This window comes from Frankia sp. AgB32 (assembly GCF_023243045.1).
Classification (GTDB): domain Bacteria; phylum Actinomycetota; class Actinomycetes; order Frankiales; family Frankiaceae; genus Frankia.
The window spans coordinates 37825-57494 of sequence record NZ_JALKFX010000035.1 but is presented as its reverse complement, the minus strand read 5'-3'; the positions used below and the strand labels follow the sequence as shown (position 1 = coordinate 57494).

14 protein-coding genes are annotated in these 19670 nt (G+C 72.2%); 5 read left to right on the top strand and 9 right to left on the bottom strand.

The genetic code is table 11. The features are described from left to right. Positions 1-226: 226 nt before the first annotated feature. The 4 genes from MXD60_RS13235 to MXD60_RS13220 all read right to left on the bottom strand — a co-directional run bounded on the left by MXD60_RS13235 (position 227) and on the right by MXD60_RS13220 (position 5116). Entirely contained in the window at positions 227-1531 is a 1305-nt protein-coding gene (locus tag MXD60_RS13235) for an NAD(P)/FAD-dependent oxidoreductase (RefSeq protein ID WP_518467883.1), read from the bottom strand. Positions 1532-1685: 154 nt separating this feature from the next. Further along, entirely contained in the window at positions 1686-2432 is a 747-nt protein-coding gene (locus tag MXD60_RS13230) for a succinate dehydrogenase/fumarate reductase iron-sulfur subunit (protein ID WP_248819340.1), read from the bottom strand. Between the two features lie 63 nt (positions 2433-2495). Then, positions 2496-4433 (bottom strand): fumarate reductase/succinate dehydrogenase flavoprotein subunit, encoded by a 1938-nt coding sequence (locus MXD60_RS13225; RefSeq protein ID WP_248819339.1) that lies wholly within the window; start codon positions 4431-4433, stop codon positions 2496-2498. 17 nt (positions 4434-4450) lie between these two features. Beyond that, positions 4451-5116, bottom strand: a complete 666-nt coding sequence (locus MXD60_RS13220) for a succinate dehydrogenase cytochrome b subunit (protein WP_283098290.1) — start codon at positions 5114-5116, stop codon at positions 4451-4453. A gap of 167 nt (positions 5117-5283) precedes the next feature. Here MXD60_RS13220 and MXD60_RS13215 point away from each other — a divergent pair, with 167 nt between their 5' ends. Then, positions 5284-6363 carry a LysR family transcriptional regulator gene (locus MXD60_RS13215; RefSeq protein WP_248819337.1) on the top strand — a complete coding sequence of 360 codons (1080 nt, stop codon included), beginning with the start codon at positions 5284-5286 and terminating at the stop codon, positions 6361-6363. 671 nt (positions 6364-7034) lie between these two features. On the opposite strand, the gene MXD60_RS13210 is transcribed toward MXD60_RS13215, so the two are convergent. Continuing rightward, positions 7035-8024: a hypothetical protein gene (locus tag MXD60_RS13210; RefSeq protein ID WP_248819336.1), complete on the bottom strand. Its 990-nt coding sequence runs from the start codon at positions 8022-8024 to the stop codon at positions 7035-7037. Positions 8025-8730: 706 nt separating this feature from the next. Between MXD60_RS13210 and MXD60_RS13205 the strand changes: the two genes are divergently transcribed. Then, positions 8731-9102, top strand: a complete 372-nt coding sequence (locus MXD60_RS13205; RefSeq protein WP_248819335.1) for a hypothetical protein — start codon at positions 8731-8733, stop codon at positions 9100-9102. Positions 9103-9267: 165 nt separating this feature from the next. Next, positions 9268-10368: an amidohydrolase family protein gene (locus MXD60_RS13200; protein ID WP_248819334.1), complete on the top strand. Its 1101-nt coding sequence runs from the start codon at positions 9268-9270 to the stop codon at positions 10366-10368. 15 nt (positions 10369-10383) lie between these two features. Here the strand turns inward: MXD60_RS13200 and cds1 are convergent, their stop codons facing one another. Together cds1 and MXD60_RS13190 are read right to left on the bottom strand one after the other, a co-directional pair. Beyond that, the gene (cds1, locus tag MXD60_RS13195; RefSeq protein WP_248819333.1) at positions 10384-11472 is read right to left on the bottom strand and encodes an L-cysteine desulfhydrase Cds1; all 1089 of its coding nucleotides are present in this window, start codon (positions 11470-11472) and stop codon (positions 10384-10386) included. Positions 11473-11574: 102 nt separating this feature from the next. Beyond that, positions 11575-12579, bottom strand: a complete 1005-nt coding sequence (locus MXD60_RS13190) for a CAP domain-containing protein (RefSeq protein WP_248819332.1) — start codon at positions 12577-12579, stop codon at positions 11575-11577. A gap of 356 nt (positions 12580-12935) precedes the next feature. On the opposite strand from MXD60_RS13190, the gene MXD60_RS13185 reads away from it, so the two are divergent. Both MXD60_RS13185 and MXD60_RS13180 read left to right on the top strand, forming a co-directional pair. Beyond that, positions 12936-16181 carry an ABC transporter permease subunit gene (locus MXD60_RS13185; protein WP_248819331.1) on the top strand — a complete coding sequence of 1082 codons (3246 nt, stop codon included), beginning with the start codon at positions 12936-12938 and terminating at the stop codon, positions 16179-16181. 281 nt (positions 16182-16462) lie between these two features. Further along, a complete protein-coding gene (locus tag MXD60_RS13180) occupies positions 16463-17137 on the top strand; it encodes an ABC transporter ATP-binding protein (protein ID WP_248819344.1) in 675 nt (224 codons plus the stop codon). Between the two features lie 269 nt (positions 17138-17406). Here MXD60_RS13180 and MXD60_RS13175 read toward each other — a convergent pair whose 3' ends face one another. Together MXD60_RS13175 and MXD60_RS13170 are read right to left on the bottom strand one after the other, a co-directional pair. After that, positions 17407-18669, bottom strand: coding sequence for an ABC transporter substrate-binding protein (locus tag MXD60_RS13175; protein ID WP_248819330.1), 1263 nt, complete (start codon positions 18667-18669; stop codon positions 17407-17409). A 232-nt stretch (positions 18670-18901) separates the two neighbouring features. Further along, complete coding sequence (locus tag MXD60_RS13170) at positions 18902-19639, bottom strand: NADPH-dependent FMN reductase (RefSeq protein WP_248819329.1); 738 nt, start codon at positions 19637-19639, stop codon at positions 18902-18904. Positions 19640-19670: the final 31 nt, after the last annotated feature.

The following is a 19670-nucleotide window of genomic DNA, read 5'->3' as shown; positions in this document are numbered from 1 at the left end:
CGGCGCGGGGCGCGCGGCCGCCGCCCCCGCCCCGGCCCCCCCCCCCCACCACCAGCCACACCACCACCAGCCACACCACCACCAGCCACACCACCACCAGCCACACCAGCACCGCGGTGATCGCGCCAGGTACGTCTGGCGACGCGATGACCGCGGCGGCCGTCCCCATCCCGTGTGGGGGCGGCCTTGCTGCGTCCGGCCGGTCCGCGGCCGGCCGTGACGGGACTCAGCGCAGCGGATCGAACGGCGCGAGCTCGGGACGCACGGCGCCGGTGACGACGGCATCGGCGAGCAGCCGCCCGGTGACCGGTCCCAGGGTGATGCCCCACATGCCGTGGCCGCCGGCGACGAACACCCGCTCCGACGTGGTCCGACCGATCAACGGCAGGCCGTCCGGCGTGCAGGGCCGCGGTCCCACCCACTCGTCCGTGCGGGTGTCGAGGTCGACGTCTTGCAGCAGGCCGCGGGTCGCCTCGACCACGGCCCGGATGCGGCGCGGGTCCGGCGGGGCGTCGGGCCGGCGGAACTCCATCATCCCGGCAACACGCATCCCGCCGGCGAGTGGCGTGCACGCCACCCGCGACGCGGGAAAGTAGATCGGGCCGCCCGGCGGACGGGGAGTCGCGACCCGGAAGCTGTAACCGCGGCCGGCCTGCACGGGCAGGCGGACTCCGAACTGCCGGGCCAGCCGCGGCAGCCACGCCCCGGTGGCGATCACCACCGCCGCGTAGTCCTCGCCGGCGGGGACTCGGCCGAGCACCTCCACCCGGTCGGCCACCGGCCGCAGGCCGTCGACCGGGGCGGACTCGTGGACGATCCCGCCGCGGTCCCGCACGGCGTCGGCGAGCGCGGCGACGAGCCGCCCGGGATCGCAGAAGCGCTGGTCGCGAACGGACAGGACGTGCCGGACCCGTTCACTGAGCAGCGGTTCCGCGCGCCGGGCGGCGTCCGCGTCGAGGACGTCGGCCTCGACGGGCTGGCCGGCCGCCCGCACGCCGTCGAGTTCGGTGAGCAGGGTGTCGAGGTCGGCGCGGTGCTGGTAGCCGGCGAGGAACGGCGCGGCGGGCGTGGGGGCGGCGGCCACTCCGCCGGCGGCGAGCTCGTCGAAGGCGGCGAGGGACGCGCGGGTGAGCGGGGCGAGGGCCCGCATGGCGTGCTGCCAGTGCCGGTGGGTGCTGTGCCGGACGAAGCCGGCGACGAACCGCGCGAGCTGCGTGTCGGCGACGGGCGGGACGTAAACCGGCGAGTCGGGCCGCCAGAGGACTCGCAGCCCGTAACGCAGCACGGCCGGCTCGGGCAGCGGGGTGGCGAGACCGGGGGTGAGCCAGCCGGCGTTCCCCCAAGAGGAGGCCGCGCCCGCCGGGGCCGGTCCGGCGGTCAGCCGATCCCGGTCGAACACGGTCACCGAGACACCGTGCTCCTGCAGGAACCAGGCGACGGACAGGCCGACCATGCCGCCGCCGACCACGGCCACCTGGTCAGGTGCCACCTGGTCGGGATTACCCCGCGTCTGCCCGTCCACCCATGTCATTGTGCGCCCGTCAGGGCCGGGTCGCCGGGCCTTCGCCGGGGTGTGGCCCGGCCGACGGCGTCCGCGCCGGCCCGGTGGGCCTCGGCGAGCGAGACTCCACCGGGCCGGCGCGGCTGGCTACGGCCGCCCGCGCCCGCGCCGAGGCGGACGGCGACTACTTGCGCCCGAGGGAGGCGCGCAGGTACTCGCGGTTGAGCGTGGCGATGCTGTCCAGCGGGATGCCCTTGGGGCAGGCCACTGTGCACTCGCCGGTGTTCGTGCAGCCGCCGAAGCCCTCGGCGTCCATCGCCTCGACGAGGTTGAGCACCCGCTCGGCCCGCTCGGGCCCACCCTGCGGCAGCAGGTTGAGGTGCGTCACCTTCGCCGAGGTGAACAGCATCGCGGAGCCGTTCGGGCAGGCCGCGACGCAGGCCCCGCAGCCGATGCAGGTGGCGTTGTCGAACGCCGTGTCCGCGACCGGCTTCGGCACCGGCGTGGAGTGCGCCTCGGGGGCGCTTCCGGTCGGCGCGCTGATGTACCCGCCGGCCTGGATGATCCGGTCGAGGCCGGAGCGGTCGACCATCAGGTCCTTGACGACCCCGAAGGCGACCGAGCGCCACGGCTCGACGTCGATGACGTCGCCGTCGGCGAACGAGCGGACGTGCAGCTGGCAGGTCGTGGTCCGCTCGCGCGGGCCGTGGGCCTGGCCGTTGATGACCACGCCGCAGGCACCGCAGATGCCCTCCCGACAGTCGTGGTCGAACGTCACCGGGTCGTCGCCCTCGAGGGTGAGCCGCTCGTTGAGCACGTCGAGCAGTTCCAGGAACGACATGTCCGGGTTGGCGTCGGGCACCTCGTAGGCCACCATGCGGCCGGGTTCGGCCGGGCCGGCCTGGCGCCAGATCCGCAGGGTGAGCTTCACGTTCCGCTCCTTGCGCTGTCGCGGTCGGATAGAGCTGGACTGATCATGTGTACTGCTCCCGCCTCAGGCGTAGTTGCGCTGGGCGAGGTGGACGTAGTCGAACTCCAGCGGCTCGCGGTGCAGGATCGGCGCCTCGTCGGTGCCGCCGAACTCCCAGGCGCCGGCGTAGGCGAACCGGTCGTCGTCGCGGCGGGCCTCGCCGTCCGGGGTCTGGCTCTCGACCCGGAAGTGGCCGCCGCAGGACTCCTCGCGGTGCAGCGCGTCGACGCACATCAGCTCGCCGAGCTCGAGGAAGTCCGAGACCCGGTTCGCCCGCTCGAGGCTCTGGTTGACGTTGGCACCGCTGCCGGGCACCTTCACCGAGCGCCAGAACTCCTCGCGCAGCTCTGGCAGCCGGCCGAGCGCCTTGCGCAGGCCGTCCTCGCTGCGGGCCATGCCGCACTCGTCCCACATGATCTCGCCGAGCTCGCGGTGGAACGAGTCCACGGTGCGGTCGCCGTTGATCGACAGGAGCTTGGTCAGCCGGCCGGTCGCCTCGTTGACGGTGTCGACGACCGCCGGGTGGCTCTCGTCGATCGTCTCGAACTTGTTCGTGGCGATGTAGTTGCCGAGCATCGGCGGCAGCACGAAGTAGCCGTCGGCCAGGCCCTGCATGAGCGCGCTCGCGCCGAGCCGGTTCGCGCCGTGGTCGGAGAAGTTCGCCTCGCCGACGACGAAGCAGCCCGGAATGGTGCTCTGCAGGTCGTAGTCCACCCACAGGCCGCCCATCGTGTAATGGACGGCGGGGTAGATCCGCATCGGGACCTTGTAGGGGTCCTCGCCGGTGATCCGGTCGTACATCTCGAACAGGTTGCCGTACTTCTCACGGACCTGGTCCTCACCGAGACGCCGGATGGCGTCGGCGAAGTCGAGGTAGACGCCCAGGCCGCCGGGGCCGACACCGCGGCCCAGGTCACACTGGTTCTTCGCGGCACGCGAGGCGATGTCGCGGGGCACCAGGTTGCCGAAGCCCGGGTAGATGCGCTCGAGGTAGTAGTCGCGCTCAGCCTCGGGAATCTGGTCCGGGGAGCGCGTGTCGCCGGCGTTCTTCGGCACCCAGATCCGGCCGTCGTTACGCAGCGACTCACTCATCAGGGTGAGCTTCGACTGGTAGTCGCCGGACCGCGGGATACACGTGGGGTGAATCTGCGTGTAGCACGGATTGGCGAAGTACGCGCCGCGCCGGTGGGCCCGCCAGATCGCGCTCGCGTTGGAGTTCTTCGCGTTCGTCGACAGGTAGAACACGTTGCCGTAGCCGCCGGTGGCGAGCACGACCGCGTCGGCGATGTACGTCGAGATCTGGCCGGTGACCAGGTCGCGGGCGACGATGCCGCGGGCGCGGCCGTCGATCACGATCAGGTCGAGCATCTCGGTGCGCTCGTGCATCTCGACGTTGCCGGCGTCGATCTGGCGCGACAGCGCCTGGTAGGCGCCGATCAGCAGCTGCTGGCCCGTCTGACCGCGGGCGTAGAACGTCCGGGCGACCTGCACGCCGCCGAACGAGCGGGTGTCGAGCAGGCCGCCGTACTCGCGGGCGAACGGGACGCCCTGCGCGACGCACTGGTCGATGATCTGCGTGGAGGTCTGCGCCAGCCGGTAGACGTTGGACTCCCGGGCGCGGAAGTCACCGCCCTTCACCGTGTCATAGAACAACCGGTAGACCGAGTCGCCGTCGTTGCGGTAGTTCTTCGCCGCGTTGATGCCGCCCTGCGCGGCGATGGAGTGCGCGCGCCGCGGCGAGTCCTGGTAGCAGAACTGGATGACGCGGTAGCCCTGCTCGGCCAGCGTCGCGCCGGCCGCCCCGCCGGCGAGCCCCGTGCCGACGACGATGACGGAATGGCGGCGGCGGTTCGCCGGGTTGACGAGCTTCGCGTCGAAGCGGCGCTTGTCCCAGCGCTGCTCGATCGGGACGTCCGGCGCGGTGGTGTCGGCGATATCGTCGCCGAGCTTGTAGAACGTCATGTCAGCCTTCTTCGTCCTCAGTCCACGAGCCCGGCGAGGACAGCGATCGGAACGACCAGGAATCCCGCCGTGAGAAACACGGCCAGCCCCGTCGCGATGCCTCGGAAGAGACGGTCACGGCTTGGCCGGTTCGCCCCGAGAGTCTGGGCGGCGCTCCAGAAACCGTGCTGGATGTGCAGTCCCAGACAGATCATGGCGACGATGTAGATCGCTGTGACCCACCACACGCTGAAACTCGACACGACATTGTCGTAGGCGGCGCCCTCGACTCCGTGGCGGTTCAGTGTGAGGGTCGTGAAGTCAAGGATGTGGTAAATGATGAACAGCGCCAGCGTGATGCCGCCGTAACGCATGACATGCGTGGCGTAACCGGCCTTGGCCCGTTGGTGGTGGGAGTACTTCGTCGGCCGGGCCTTCAGACCACGCCGGCTGACCTGGTACGCCGAGGTCGCGTGGAGTACCACCGCGAGCACCAGGACGAACCGCTGGATCCACAAATACCATGCTCCGTGCAGGACCGGTTCCCCGATCGTGCGCAGCCAGCCGGCATAGTGATCGAACTCGGTTCGGCCGTAGAAGATCTTCAGGTTCCCGAGCATGTGAACGATCAGGAACAGCAACATGAGCAGACCAGTGACGGCCATCACGGTCTTCTTGCCGATCGTCGAACGCCAGAAGTTCAACGGGGCGAAGGAGGACCGCACGGGCCGCGGAGGCCGTTTGGCGGGAGCCGATCGCGTCGGGGTTGATACAGCCACGCCCGCACCCTAGAGCCGCGCCGTGCAGTGGTCCAAGACATGATAAAGCTTGACTCCATAGTCCAGCGCTATGGAGGTCTACGCTAGGCCAGGTGCAGCTCCACCAGCTCGCCTATTTCGTCGCTGTCGCGGAGACCCGGCATTTCACCCGGGCCGCGCAGCGGATGCATGTGGCGCAACCCTCATTGTCCCAGCAGGTCCGGGCGCTCGAACAGGAGTTGGGAGCACCACTGTTCAACCGCGCCCGCGGCAACATCAGCCTGACCGCCGCCGGCGAGACCCTGCTGCCGCTCGCTCGCCGTATCCTCGCCGACACGGAGACGGCTCGCCAGCGCGTCACCGAGCTGCTCGACCTGCGCCACGGCACCGTCCGCCTGGGCGCCACGCCCAGCATGCTGACCGGCTTCCTGCCCGACGTGCTGCGCCTGTTCCACCAGCGCTACCCCGGCATCCGCCTGCTCGTCGAGGAGGGCGGCTCCCGCGACCTCGTCCGCGACCTGGCCGCCGGCGGCCTCGACCTGGCCCTGATCATCCTGCCGCTACAGAGCTCCGACCCGGCACTCGCCACGTCCCCGTTGCTGCGGGAGAGTCTGGTGCTCGTCTCCTCCCGGGACGAACCGCCCATCGTCACCGGCCGCCAGCTGGAAGTCAGCGACCTGCGCAGCCACCCGCTGGTGATGTTCCGCCGCGGCTACGAACTGCGCGACGCCACCGTCGCCGCCTGCCGCGAAGCCGGCTTCGACCCGACGTTCGCCATCGAAGGCGGCGAAATGGACGCCGTCCTCGGCTTCGTCGCCGCCGGCCTGGGCTCTGCCGTCATCCCGAGCATGGTCGCCCGCCGCCTCGGCATGCGCGTCACCCCGTTCGTGCCCCCCGGCCTGCAACGCACCATCGGCCTCGCGCGCCGCCGCGACGTCGAACCCACCCGCGCCGCCGTCGAACTCCAACGCGCCCTGTGGGAGTACCTCCGCGACACCGCCGCCGCCGGCAACCTCCCCGTCGGCACCCGCCTCCTGCGCGGCCCCATCGCCCCCGAAGTGCCAGGCGCGGACGACGAATGCCCCCCGGGGTTGGTCGCCGCCACGCCGAGTGCACTGGATCCGACAGCCATCACCGACCTGCTCGACATCGGCACCTCCGAGCAACCCGCATCGGGCCTTTCCACACCCTGACCGGGCTTGCCGCCGTCCTGATCGTTGATCGAGGTCGGGAGCGCCCACCTACCTGCCGGTCAAGTCACTGTGGGCTGACGCACGGCATCGGGGCCACAAGCCATCCCCAAGGCACCTGTCTCGGGCGTGCCCTTCCGCCGCTGCGGGAGTGGCGAGCGGGCCGATCAGTCCCTCCAGGCCGTTTGCCTCCGCCTCCTGTTCGCCGTAGCCGGCCAGGTCGATGTAGAAGGCGGCTGACCAGCGGTGTCAGCTCGCGGGGCGCGACCAGTGGCGGGACGAGAAACCTGCCTCGTACGTGCGCCCGAGGCAGGGACGCCCCACCTATACGTTTTCGCGGCGGAGGGTGCGGCGACCGCATTGGCCACCATCCGGGTCGGTTGCGGCGTCTGATTTGTCTGATGGCTGCGTGGCAGAGGGACCGTGGTCGATCTAGTGCGTGTCGTGTCTGATTTGTCCACACCGAAGGACCACGGAGCCCCCGAGCCCCCGACCCGGCGCCGAGGGCGACGGATGTTCGCGGCATTTGTGCTGGCAGCGGCTCGGTTCGGTGACGGTCGGTGGGCGGATCAGACGCGGGTGTTGTATGTATTGGATTACGGTGGCGACCAGGTCTGTCGGGTATGGGAATCCCAGCTACTGCGGCCAGCGGCTGTCGGACTGACCCGGCCGGCTCACTGGTACGTGATCAGATCCGGCGGGGGCGTGAGCGTCAACGTCTCCGCCGGGCTGAAGATGTTGGTGTCCTGGGTCAGGAACAGCTTGAAGCCGGTGAAGAACGGCGGCCGGGCGTGGAGGAGCGCGTATTTCTCGACCTTGTCCGTGCGGGCGCCGAAACCGTCGATGTGGAAGACGGTGGCGAGTTCCGGCCGGGCCTGGATCGCCGCCCGGTCGGGCAGCATCGACTGGGTGAACTGGTGAATGATGAACAGTTTCTGCGGCAGATGGTGTGCCCGGACGACGCCGGCGAGCCAGCCGGACACCTCGTTCAGGTCGGCCGCGTCGCTGCTGCCGATCTGCTTGCCGGGTACCTGGTCCGGACCCATCTTCCACTCCGGGTCCAGGGCGAGGCCGACGTCCGGTTCGCGCAGGAAACGTTCGTACCGGCGGGCCTGGTCGAGGAAGCGGCCGCGGCCCGGCTGCAGATCGAGGATGAGCAGCATCCGGTGGGTGCGGGCGGCGGCGAGGTAGGGCGCGACGGCGGCGTCGGTCAGCGCGGTGCTGTACAGCCCGTCGGCTCCGGGTGAGGCCGACGCGACGGTCGTGATCAGCTCCATCGCCGGCTGCACCGGCCGGTCGCCCGCGCCGAACGGCGCCGCGGCGGCGAGCACCCGCTGCGCGGCCTGCTCGGGTGTGCCCTGCCCGAGGATGCCGAGCGCGCCGCCGCCGACCGAGCCGTAGTGCGCCACGATCCGGTACGTGGGCAGCAGCGAACGCCCACCCATCGGTAGCTGCGGGTCGCGGGCCTGGCCGCCTGCCGCGCCGCCGGGATCATCCGCGTGGCGACCGTCGGGCGCGTGTGCGGCCGCGGCCGGCGGGGAGGGTGCCGCCGCCGGTGTGCGGGCGCCGTTCGCGGCGCTGGTCGGCTCCCGCTGGGCCGCCGGGATCGGTGCGTGGGCGTCCCCGCCGGAACCGTCGCCGCAACCCGCCCAGAGGATCAGCACGGCCAGCGCCGTCAGGAGCGTGGCGAGACGGCGCCGGACCCGCCGGTGACGCTCGGGACCTGGACCTGGACCTGGACCTGGACCTGGATGGACTGGCCTGCGCGTCGGCGGCTGGTCGATTCCGTTCGCGCGCGGTCCACCCGCTCCCGGCTTGCGGTGATCAACCATGGAGGCGCTTCCACCCGCGATCCGACGGATCATGACGTCTGGTTTCGGTTTGGGGCGGAGCGCCGGTGCCGCGATGGACGGTCCGCCGCCGGGCGCGGCCGGCTGGGCCGGGTCGCCGACGTCTACCCGACTCGGAATATCCATGGCGAGGTTGTATCAGTAATCTGGTTTTATCTTCTTTATTTGGCGCGCATCGCCGTTTGGGTCGTCTGAATGTTTGGTTGGGTCGCGCCGTCGACGAGTGGGTGTATGACGGTGTTGTCTTCGTGTCCCCGCCAAAATCTTCTTCGTCCGCCCCTGTTCGGACCTGCCGTTGTTGGCTACGCTTTTCCCGAGCAGTCGTAGAACGGGCGGTTTGAAGCCTGCGCGATCGAGGCATCCTCGGTCGACGTCTGCTCGGTCGAAGCCTTCACGGTCGATGTCTGCGAGGGGCTGTATGCGAGGGCGTTCATCGTCGCGCGGTTCGCGTGAACTGGTGTCCGTGGACGGCGAGGGCGGCGTCGCGGGATCCGTCCACTCCAAGAAAACGGGGAGCGATATGAACAGTGTCGATATTGCGTTGAAGGAGTCGCTGGAGATCGGGGGTGCGCTCGGAGCCGCCCTCGTCGACTTCACCAGCGGTATGACCCTGGGCACGGCCGGAAGTGCCCACGCGCTGGATCTCGACATCGCGGCGGCCGGGAACACCGAGGTGATCCGGGCGAAGCTGCGCACCATGGAGAGCCTTGGTCTGCAGGACACGATCGAGGACATTCTGATCACCCTGGGTCGTCAGTACCACCTCATCCGGCTGCTGCAGAGTCATTCCGGCCGTGGCCTTTTCCTCTACCTGGTCCTCGACAAGAACCGGGCGAACCTTGCCCTGGCCCGGCACCGACTGCGTGGCATCGAGTCGCAGCTCGACGTCTGACCCCGGCGCGCGTCTCTCGCCACCTCCAGCCACGCACGCGGTTCCGGCTGCCCCGAAATGGAGCAGACTGGTTCCGACTGAGCTGGGAGGCGGCATGACGGTAGCGGCTGGGTCGACGGCGACCAGCGTGGCGAGGTTCGGCCTGGTGGTCGGGGCGGTGGCTTCATGACGGGCGCGCCGACACTGCGGATCCGGGGGGCGGTGCTCGTCGGCCCCGAGGAGGTCCGGGACGAGCTGTGGGTCGTCGACGGACAGGTCAGCTTCACCGCCCCGACCGGCGAGGCCGCCCGGGACGTGCAGACGGTCTCCGGTTGGGCGCTGCCCGGCCTGGTCGACGCCCACTGCCACGTCGGCCTGGCCTCGCACGGCGCCGTCGACCAACCCACCGCCGAGGAACAGATCACCACGGACCGGGCGGCGGGTGCGCTGCTCCTGCGCGATGCCGGCTCACCGGCCGACACCCGGTGGGTCGACGACCGGGACGACCTGCCCCGGCTCATCCGGGCCGGCCGGCACGTCGCCCGCACCCGCCGCTACCTGCGCAACTACGCCGTCGAGGTCGAACCCGAGGACCTCGTCGGCGAGATCATCACCCAGGCCGGGCGAGGCGACGGCTGGGTGAAGATCGTCGGCGACTGGATCGACCGGGAACTCGGCGACCTCGCGCCCTGCTGGCCAGCGGATGCCGCGAAAGCCGCGATCGATGCCGCGCACGCCGCCGGCGCGCGGGTCACCGCGCACTGCTTCGCCGAGAGCTCCCTCACCGACCTCGTCGAAGCCGGCATCGACTGCATCGAGCACGCCTGCGGCCTGACCGAGGACACGATCCCGCTGTTCGCCGAACGCGGCGTCGCGATCGTCCCGACTCTCGTCAACATCGCCACGTTCGAGAACATCGCCCGCAACGCCGAGGCCAAGTTCCCCGCGTACGCGGCGCACATGCGTGACCTGCAGGCGCGCCGGTACGACACGATCGGCGCCGCGCACGACGCCGGCATCCCGATCTACGTCGGCACCGACGCCGGCGGCAGCCTGCCCCATGGGCTCGTCGCCGCCGAGGTCGCCGAACTGCGCCGCGCCGGGCTGTCCACGCAGACGGCGCTCGCCGCCGCCACCTGGTCCGCCCGCGACTGGCTCGGCCACCCGGCCCTCGTCGAAGGCGCCCCCGCCGACCTCGTCGTCTACCCGTCCGATCCGCGCGTCGACCTCGGCGTCCTCGCCGACCCCAGGCTGATCGTGCTGCGCGGCCGCCCGGTCGCACCCTGATCGCCCGGCCGGCGGTCAGTCCGGCGGCCAGCTCGCGGTGTCGGCGGCGTGCCGCAGGACCTCCGCGTACGGGTGCGGGTCCAGGCCGTTGGCGGTGAGCCAGGCGGGAGAGTAGTAGCTGTCGGCATAGCGGTCGCCGCCGTCGCACAACAGGGTGACGACGCTGCCCTCGCGGCCGGCGGCAGCCAGTTCGCAGGCGAGCCGGACAGCACCCCACAGGTTCGTGCCGGTCGACGGGCCCGCGCGCCGACCCGAGGTGGTCTGCAGAAACCGCATTGCGGCAACGGAGGCCGCGTCCGGCACGCTGAGCATGCGGTCGACGACGTCGGGCAGGAAGCTGGGTTCGACGCGGGCCCGGCCGATGCCCTCGACGCGGGAGCTGCGACCGGTGGCCTGCCGGTCACCGGTCGTCCACGAGCGGTAGAACGCCGAGCCATCCGGGTCGACGACACACAGGGACGTGTCGTGCCGGCGATAACGCAGATACCGGCCGATCGTCGCGCTGGTACCGCCGGTGCCGGCGCCGACGACGATCCAGGTGGGCACCGGATGGCGCTCCAACGCCATCTGATCGAAGATCGACTCGGCGATGTTGTTGTTGCCGCGCCAGTCCGTCGCCCGCTCCGCATGGGTGAACTGGTCCATGTAGTGGCCGCCGGTCGCCTCCGCCAGGCGCTGGGCCTCGGCGTAGACGGTGGTCGCGTCGTCGACCAGATGGCAGCGGCCGCCTTCCCGCTCGATCAGCGCGATCTTGCCGATACTCGTCGACGCCGGCATCACCGCGACGAACGGCAGGCCGAGCATCCGTGCGAAGTACGCCTCCGAGATCGCCGTCGAGCCCGACGACGCCTCGACGATCGTCGTGCCCTCGCCGATCCACCCGTTGCACAGCCCGTAGAGGAACAGCGAGCGGGCGAGCCGGTGCTTCAACGAGCCGGTCGGATGCGTCGACTCGTCCTTCAGATAGACGTCCACACCCCGCTGCGCCGGCCACAACGCGAGCGGGAGCAGATGCGTGTCGGCGGACCGGTTCGTGTCGGCCTCGACGCGCGCGATGGCCTCGTGGACCCACCGCCGGTTCCGTGGGCCGGGCGCAGCGTCCATGCGTGCCATCCAACCCGCCGAAGGCCCGAGTGGCCCACCGATTACGCGCTGGTCAGAACGGTGCTGGTCAGAACGGTGCTGGTCAGATGGGTGCCGCGCGGCTCAGAGCAGGGTGCCGAACACCTGGGTCCAGTAGGTGCCGAACTCACCGCCGGTGGCGTAGCCGACGCCGATCTGCCGCAGCTGGGGGATGAGGATGTTCGCGCGGTGGCCGGGGCTGTTCATCCAGCCGGTCACCACCTCCTCCGCCGAGGTCTGGCCCGCGGCGATGTTCTCCGCGACCCGGGAGTAGCGGTAGCCCAGCGCGACCACCCGGTCGGAGACCGACCGGCCGTCGGGACTCGTGTGGGCGAAGAAGCCGCGGGCCGCCATGTCCCGGCTGTGCGCGTCGGCGGCGGCGGCGAGGGTCGGATCGACGCTGAGCGGATGCAGGCCCACCCGTTCCCGTTCGGCGTTCGTGAGTGCGACCACCTGGGCGAGCATCGGCGTCGACCCGGTGCCGTCGTCGAGAGGTCCCGCGGGCGCCGGGGCGGCCGCCCGCATCGCTCCGACCACCGGTGCCGACGGGGTGCGAGCGGGCGGTGCGGGCCTCGGCGCCGGCAGTGCGGCCGGTGGCTGGTCCGGCGCCGCCGATGGGGAGGACCCAGCCGGCGGTGCTGCCGGCGCGGGCGGCGGGTCGGCGTAGCCCTGCCCGACCGCGCGGACCTTCCAACCGGGGCCGCGGCGGTAGATCTCGACCAGGGTGAGCACGGTCTCGCTGGTCAGCGGCGGCGGGGCGAAGTGGGCGAGGACGTTGCCCCGCTCGTTGTGCAGGGTGACGACGGGTGGCGGCAGCTGCCCGAACGGCGTCGTGCCGTCCTCCGGGCTGGCCGCGATCACCACTCGCTCGGCACCGTGGCGCAGCGCGGTCGGGATGATGGTGACCTCGCGGCCGCCCAGCGTCACCCCACTGGTCCGCGGCTGATTGAAGAACACGAAGTCGTCGTCCCCGTCGACCTTGCCGTGCGCCGAGACGATCAGCGCGCACAGGTCGAACGGCCCGGCGAGGCGAACCTGCACGGGACCCCCGGGCAGGGGCGCGTTCGCGCCGGGCACCAGCTCTGTCATCCGTCCCACTCCCGTGGCTGTTGTCGGTGCCGGCTGTCGCGGTGCACGTCGGCGACGTGTCCGTCCTTTCTAGGTGTACCGGGTGACGCGCGACATCACCATGGCTGAAAGGCTGAGTTCGTGGGTGGGGCGCTTCACCACCCGTAGTGGTGTTGTGGGTTGTTTGCTTGCCACACCTGAGGCGGCGGCCTTACCGTCGCGTCGGTTGCCGTGATCAACGGATGCGGTAACCGGGTCGCCACGGGGGCCCTGGCCGGACAAGCCCGCTTGGGAGTGCCAGTGGTCACCAGTGGACCGTTACGGGGAAGCATGCAGGCGCCGTCAGCTGGCGGCGCTCGGACCAGGGTGGACAAGCCGTGAACGACGTCATGGGCTTCGCCCTGCTCAGCCTCGGATCAGGCGCCCTGTACGCGCTGGTCGCCGCCGGTGTCGTGGTGATCGCGCGGGGCGCCGGGGTGCTCAACATGGCCCAGGGCGCGATGGTGGCCTGGTCGGCCTACGCCTTCCACGGGCTGCACGGGCCGTGGGGCCTGCCGCTCGGACCGGCTGCGGTGCTCGCGGTCGCGTCGACCGTCGCGATCGGCGTGCTGTTCCACTTCCTGGTGATGCGCCCGCTGCGGGAGGCCACCGCGCTGCTGCGGCTGATGGCCACTCTCGGGCTGCTGATCATCCTCCAGTCCGCGCTGACGCTGATGTTCGCCGGTGCGGTCCGGACCTCCCCGACAGTGCTGCCGACCGGCACCGTCGAGCTGTTCGGCGAGCCCGTCGGTGTCGACGTCTTCGTCCGCCTCGGCGCCGTCGCCGTGCTGGTCGCCGGGCTGTGGGCGGTGCTGCGCCTCACCACCCTGGGGCTGGCCGCGACGGCGGCGACCGAGAACCCGCGCGCGGCGCAGACGTTCGGCTGGTCCGTCGACGCGGTGGCCACGACCGCCTGGGGGGCCGGCGCCGGGCTCGCCGGCCTCGGCGGCGTGCTGCTCGCCCCGCTGCAGAACCCGCTGTCCGCGGCGAACCTGCTGCTGCTCATCGTCCCCGGGCTGGCGGTGGCGCTGGTGGCGCGGTTCCACTCGTTGCCCGGGGTGCTGCTCGGCGGACTGGTCCTCGGGATCATCGAGGTGGAGACGCAGTCCGAACTGGTCGCCCAGCACCCGTTCTGGCGCGGGATCGACCGGGCCGTGCCGCTCGCGGTCATCGTGTTCTACCTGGCGATCCGCGGCCGCGGTCTGCCCGAGCGCGGACACCTCACCGAGCGTCATCCCGTGCTCGGCTCCGGCCGGGTGCATCCCCGTGCGCTGGTCATCACCGTCGCGGCGACCCTGGCGGCGATCTGGTGGGTGCTGCCGCACGACTGGGTCGACGCGCTCGACGCCAACGCGCTGTGGGCGCTGATCATCCTGTCGGTGGTGGTGCTGGTCGGGTTCACCGGCCAGCTCTCCCTGGCGCAGCTCGCCTTCTCCGGGATCGCCGCGCTGATCGCCGGGCGTCTCGTCGCCGTGCACGGCTGGCCGCTGGAGGCCGCGATGGCGCTCGGCGTCGCCGGCACCGCCGCCGTCGGGCTGCTGTTCGCGCTGCCCGCGCTGCGAACCCGCGGACTGCAGCTCGCCGTCGTCACCCTCGGACTCGGCGCCGCCGTCGACGCGCTGCTGTTCCAACGCGGCTACCACTCGCCGCCGCCCGCCAGCGCCGGCTCCCTCGGGAAACTGTTCGGGGACCTGGCCTCCCCGGAGGGCACGGTCGTCGGCCGCCAGCATTTCCTCGGCGTCTCGATGGACACCGTCACCGACCCGCGGGGTTTCGCCACCGTCTCCGTGCTGGCGTTCGTCCTCGTCGCGCTCGCCGTGGCGAACCTGCGCCGCGGTCGGGCCGGGCGCCGGCTCATCGCCGTGCGGACCAACGAGCGGGCCGCCGCCGCCCTCGGCATCAGCGTGGTCGGCGCGAAGCTGTACGCGTTCGCGCTGTCGGCGGCCATCGCCGGCTTCGGCGGCGTGCTCTACGCCTTCTACCTCTACGGCGGGCGCGGCAACATCGACTACGGCGACGGGACGTTCGCGCCGTTCTCCTCGATCCTGCTCATCGCCTACGGGGTGGTCGGCGGCGTCGGCTGGGTCAGCGGCGCCTTCGCCGGCGCGACGATGGCCGCCGGGGCGCTGACCACCCGCCTCGGCGCCGCCGTCGGGGGGTGGCTCGGCCGGCTCGGCGTGCTGCTGCGGCTGGTCGCGGCGGCCGTCGCCGGCCTGCTAGGCCTCGCCGGCGCCACGGCACTGGTGAACGGCGTCCCCGCGGCCAGCGGTCTTCGCCCCGCCGGGCGGCGCGGAGCGCTCGCGGCGCGCTGGCTGCCCTGGGTCGTCGCGGCGGTCGCCGCCGTGCTCGCGGCCGTGTTCGGCGGTGGGCTGCGGCACTGGCTCGCCAACCTCGACCGGTATGTGCCGCTGATCGGCGGGGTGGTGCTCGTCGTCGTGCTGTCCCGTTCGGGCGGGGGGATGGCCCCGGAGAACGCGCGCACCGCCGGCCAGCTCTACGACCGGTTCGTCCCCCGCGCGGCGGACCGCCGGCGCCGGGCGGACACCGTCCGTCTCGACCGCGTCCTCGGTCTCGTCCCGGCTGCCGGCCTGGCGGCGCGCGGCGTGCGCCCGGCGACCCTGTCGGTGTGGGGGCTGACAGTGCGCTTCGGCGCGGTGACCGTGGTGCGCGGCGTCGACCTTCGGGTCGAGCCCGGCCAGGTGGTCGGGATGATCGGCCCGAACGGGGCGGGCAAGACGACGGTCATCGACGCGATCACCGGATACACGCCGGCCTCCGTGAGCTCGATGACCCTCGGCGGTGTCCGGCTCGACGGCCTGCCCGCGCACGGGCGTGCCCGCGCCGGCATCAGCCGGTCGTTCCAGAACCTGGAACTGTTCGAGGACCTCACCGTGCTGGAGAACATTCAGGCGGCCAGCGATCGCCGGGACCCCCTGGCCTATGTCACGGATCTCGTGTTCCCGCGGTCACGGCCGCTGCCCCCGGCCGCGCTCGCCGCCGTCGAGGCCTTCGGTCTGCGCGCCGATCTGCTGCGCACCGTCTCCGACCTGCCCTACGGCCGCCGTCGGCTGCTGGCGATCGCCCGGGCCGTCGCGGCCAGCCCGGGCGTGCTGCTGCTGGACGAGCCGTGCGCCGGCCTCGACGAGTCCGAGAGCGCCGAGGTCGCGGCACTGCTGCGCCGGCTCGCCGCGGAATGGGGCCTGGGGATCCTGCTCAACGAGCACGACATGGATGTGATCATGGGAGTGTGCGACCGGGTCGTCGTGCTCGACGCCGGCGAGGTCATCGCCGAGGGTCCCCCCGGGCAGGTCGCGGCCGATCCCCGGGTCCAGGCTGCCTACCTCGGCGAAGCGGAAACGCCGAGCCCGAACGCCACCCCCGCCCGCCGAGGTGGTCCCGCCGGCGCGGCCACCTCCCCGGCGGTCCCGACACCGCCGGCGTCCGCCTCGGCGGCGACCACCGCGTCCGTCACCGCCACCGCCACTGCCCGGGTCGGCCGGGTGCCGGCTGCCACCGCGCTGCTCGCTGGCAGTCGCGTCGGCAGCGCGCGCCTCGTCACCGGGTCGACCGAGGAGCGGCCCTGATGGCGGCGGACGACTCGGCACAGCCGGGCGGTGACGCCGCGGTGGCCGACGGGGCCAGCGGGATCGGTCTGCTCGGCCTTGCGGGGCTGGCCGGGGTCGCCGGCGCCCTGCGGTTGCGGGATGCCCGGGCCCGGCGCCGGGCCGGCCGCCCGGCGGCCACGGAGTCCGAACCGGGCACCGCGGAACCGCGCACCCCCGGAACGCCAGGATCGGCCGCCCCCGGGCGGCCCGGCCCGGGCCAGCCCGGCACCGGCCCGGCGCGGACGGCGGGTGGGCCGGCGCTGTCAGCGCGGGGACTGGCAGCGGGCTACGGCAACGCGCCGGTCGTGCGAGGCCTCGATCTGGACGTCCACCCGGGTGAGGTCGTCACCCTGCTCGGGCCGAACGGCGCGGGCAAGACCACCACGTTGTTGGCGCTCGCGGGGGCACTCGTCCCGATGGCCGGCGAGGTGCGCTTCGCCGGCCTGCCGGCGGGCGCGCCGCTGCACGAACGCGCCCGCCGCGGCCTGAGCCTCGTGCCGGCGGAACGGTCGGTGGTGATGAGCCTGACCGTGCGGGACAACCTGCGGGTCGGTCGCTGCGACCCCGGGCACGCGCTCGCCGTGTTCCCGGAACTCGCCGAGCACCTCGACCGCCGCGCCGGCCTGCTCTCCGGCGGTCAGCAGCAGATGGTGGCGCTCGCGCGGGCGCTGGCCCGGCGGCCCACCGTCCTGCTCGCCGACGAGCTGTCCCTCGGTCTCGCCCCGCAGGTCGTGCGCCGCCTGCTCGGTGCGGTGCGGGAGGCTGCGGACGGGGGCCTGGCCGTGGTCCTGGTCGAGCAGCACGTCCGCAGCGCCCTCGCGATCGCCGACCGGGTCCACGTGCTGCGCCACGGCGCGTGCGCCTGGTCGGGCACGGCCGAGCAGGCGGCGGCTGACCGCGACCACCTGCTCGGCGCCTACCTGCCGCTCGGCTGACCCGCGCCGGCGCGCCGGTCCACCGCCGCCGACTGGTGCGCGGGTGCGCGGGTGCGCGGACCACCGCCGGGCGGTTGGGATGACCGTGCGTGGTCGACGCCGGCTTGGTCGCTCATGTCTGAGCGTCGCCGTGGTCGCTCTGTACGCACAAACCAGACGGGAACCGTACAGAGGAACCATGGTGGCCCCTCTGTCGCCCAGAAACCGGACGTAACGGCCACCTGGGCCGTTACGTTTCGGTGACCTTGCTACCTGATGGTCGCGTCAGGTCAGGACGCGGCCCGGCGCAGGATGTCCAGGCCGTTGTAGGACTCCGTGTCGAGCGGCACGAACGACTTCGACGCGCTGTCCCAGCGGGCTCCCCGCATCGTCGCGTTGAAGATGCGTTCCGCGCCGGGGATCGGCGTCGGCGTGGTGAGATCCAGCGGCGGGACGATGGTGCCGAGGTCCAGGTGGTGGGTCCGGTTGAGCTGGGCGAGCAGGTTCTTCGCCGTCAGGTCGCCGGAGACCTGGTTGCCGACCTTCTCGGCGATCTGCACGGACAGCCATGCGTTCGTGGTGCTTGTCGATGTGCGCACCGCCGGGGCCGCGTCGGCGTCACCGGCGGCCTGCTCGGCGTCCAGCTCGTGGACCATCCTGGCCACCTCCGGGAACTGCGCGGCCTGGCTGAGCTCAGGGAACGCGGTCGCGACGACCACCTTGTCCGCCGCCGGGCCGAGCGTGGCCAGGAACGTCGGTGACAGGGTGCCCGCCGCGTGGCAGGTGCGGACCTGCTGGCCGGCCCTCGAGATCACCGCGTAGGCCGCCTGGTCGAACACGACGAGGACGGCGCCGTCCGCACCGGACCTGGTGAGCTGGGAGACCGTCGGAGTGAAGTCGCTCGTCGTGATCGGAACGCGCAGCTTCGGGTCGATCGGGTGGCCGGTGGCCTTGCCGCCGCCTTCGGCCATGGTGATCAGCCGGTCGCTGGCACTGAGGTCGTAGCCGACCAGGCCGATCTTGCGCGCACCCGCCTTCACCAGCAGCGACGGGCACACCGCCGGGTAGAATGTCAACGGGCTGACGACGAAACTGATCGGCGAGCTGAGTTCGGAACCGTCGGCGGAGACACCCGCCGAGCCGATCGACGGGATGCCGGCGTTCTGCAGGATCGGCATGATCCCGCCGGAGCCGCTGACCTCGCCGACGACCGCGAGCACGTGGTCGTCCACGGCCTGCTGCGCGCACCTCTTCGCGGTGGCGGCGTCGTTCTTCTCGTTGCAGTGCTCGAGCACCACGGGATGGCCGCCGATCCCGCCGCGGGCGTTGACCGCGCGCACGGCTGCCCGGGCGGCGCCGACCATCTCGGGATAGTTCGTTCCCGCGGTGCCGGTCGGCGCGATGATCATGAGCTTGACCGGCGCGCCCTTCGCCGCCGAGCCGCCCGCCTGACCGCCGCTGCCCGAGCTGCCCCCGCACCCGGCGAGCGTCACCGCGAGCACGGCCGCCAAGCCCGCCCCGGCGAGCCTGCCCAGCGCCCAACGTCCTCGCACCCTGACGCCTCCTCGTCCCGTCCATCGCCCGTGCCGTCGTCCCCGTGCCGTCGACGCTCGCGACAGGTGCTCGCGACGGGTGATGGATCGGCGTCGGCGCCAGGGTTCCGACACGCTAACGCTCCTGCGACACAGGAGGCGCATCAGGTGCTTCCGGGTCGCTCGGAGGTGCCAGGGCGCCACTGTCCGACGAACGCCCGCGAGGCGGCCGGGCCCGGGCGGGGCGAGCTGGTCAGATCACCTGCGACCAGGCGTAGGTGAATCCCATGATCTGATCAGCGAGCGTCTCCAGCTTGTCCGCGGTCGCCGGATCGCGCAGCCGACCGTGCGGGTCGAAGGTCGCCTCCGCGGCGGCGAGTGTCACGCCCAGCGGCGTGGGCCAGCCGCGCAGCTGGTGCACGCTCGCCCGCAGCGCGGCGAGTGTCGTGCCGGCCGCCTGCGGGTCCGAGGCGGAGACGATCAGGCCGACGGCTCGCCCGTCGAGATACGGCCGCGGCGCGCCACGCAGGTCCTCGAGGTAGTCCAGGGCGTTCTTGACCAGGCCGGAGACTCCACCATGCCAGGCCGGAGTGGCGATCACGACCGCATCGGACCGTTCCACGGCGGCGAGCAGCCGCAGCGCCGCCGAGGTGCGTTCCGGGCGGTCCGGGGCGTACATCGGCAGGTCGAGTTCGCCGGCGCCGAACAGCATGGTCTCCGCCCCCGCCTGGGCCATCGTCGCGAGCGACGTCGCCAGCGACCGGTAGGCGACGCAGTCCGGGCGGGTGGTGCCGCCGAGGCCGACGATCATCGGCCGCCGTCGCTGGGACCGCACCGGCACCGCGCCCCGGGGCGGTGTCTCCACTACCCGGCGCGCCGTCCGGCTCGGCAGGGAGGTGATCGGTTCGGAACCCGACTGCGGCCCGCGGTCACCAGGCGGCTCGCCCGACGCCCCGCCGAAGCGCGACGCACTGAACAGATGATCCCCCACGATCCCTCCCCGGACCACGTCGGCGGCCGCC

Excerpts from the sequence above, each read along its gene's own strand:
- MXD60_RS13235 (WP_518467883.1), bottom strand. The coding sequence starts at position 1,531 with ATGACATGGGTGGACGGGCAGACGCGGGGTAATCCCGACCAGGTGGCA.
- MXD60_RS13225 (WP_248819339.1), bottom strand. The coding sequence starts at position 4,433 with ATGACGTTCTACAAGCTCGGCGACGATATCGCCGACACCACCGCGCCG.
- MXD60_RS13205 (WP_248819335.1), top strand. The coding sequence starts at position 8,731 with ATGAACAGTGTCGATATTGCGTTGAAGGAGTCGCTGGAGATCGGGGGT.
- MXD60_RS13200 (WP_248819334.1), top strand. The coding sequence starts at position 9,268 with ATGACGGGCGCGCCGACACTGCGGATCCGGGGGGCGGTGCTCGTCGGC.
- cds1 (WP_248819333.1), bottom strand. The coding sequence starts at position 11,472 with ATGGACGCTGCGCCCGGCCCACGGAACCGGCGGTGGGTCCACGAGGCC.
- MXD60_RS13190 (WP_248819332.1), bottom strand. The coding sequence starts at position 12,579 with ATGACAGAGCTGGTGCCCGGCGCGAACGCGCCCCTGCCCGGGGGTCCC.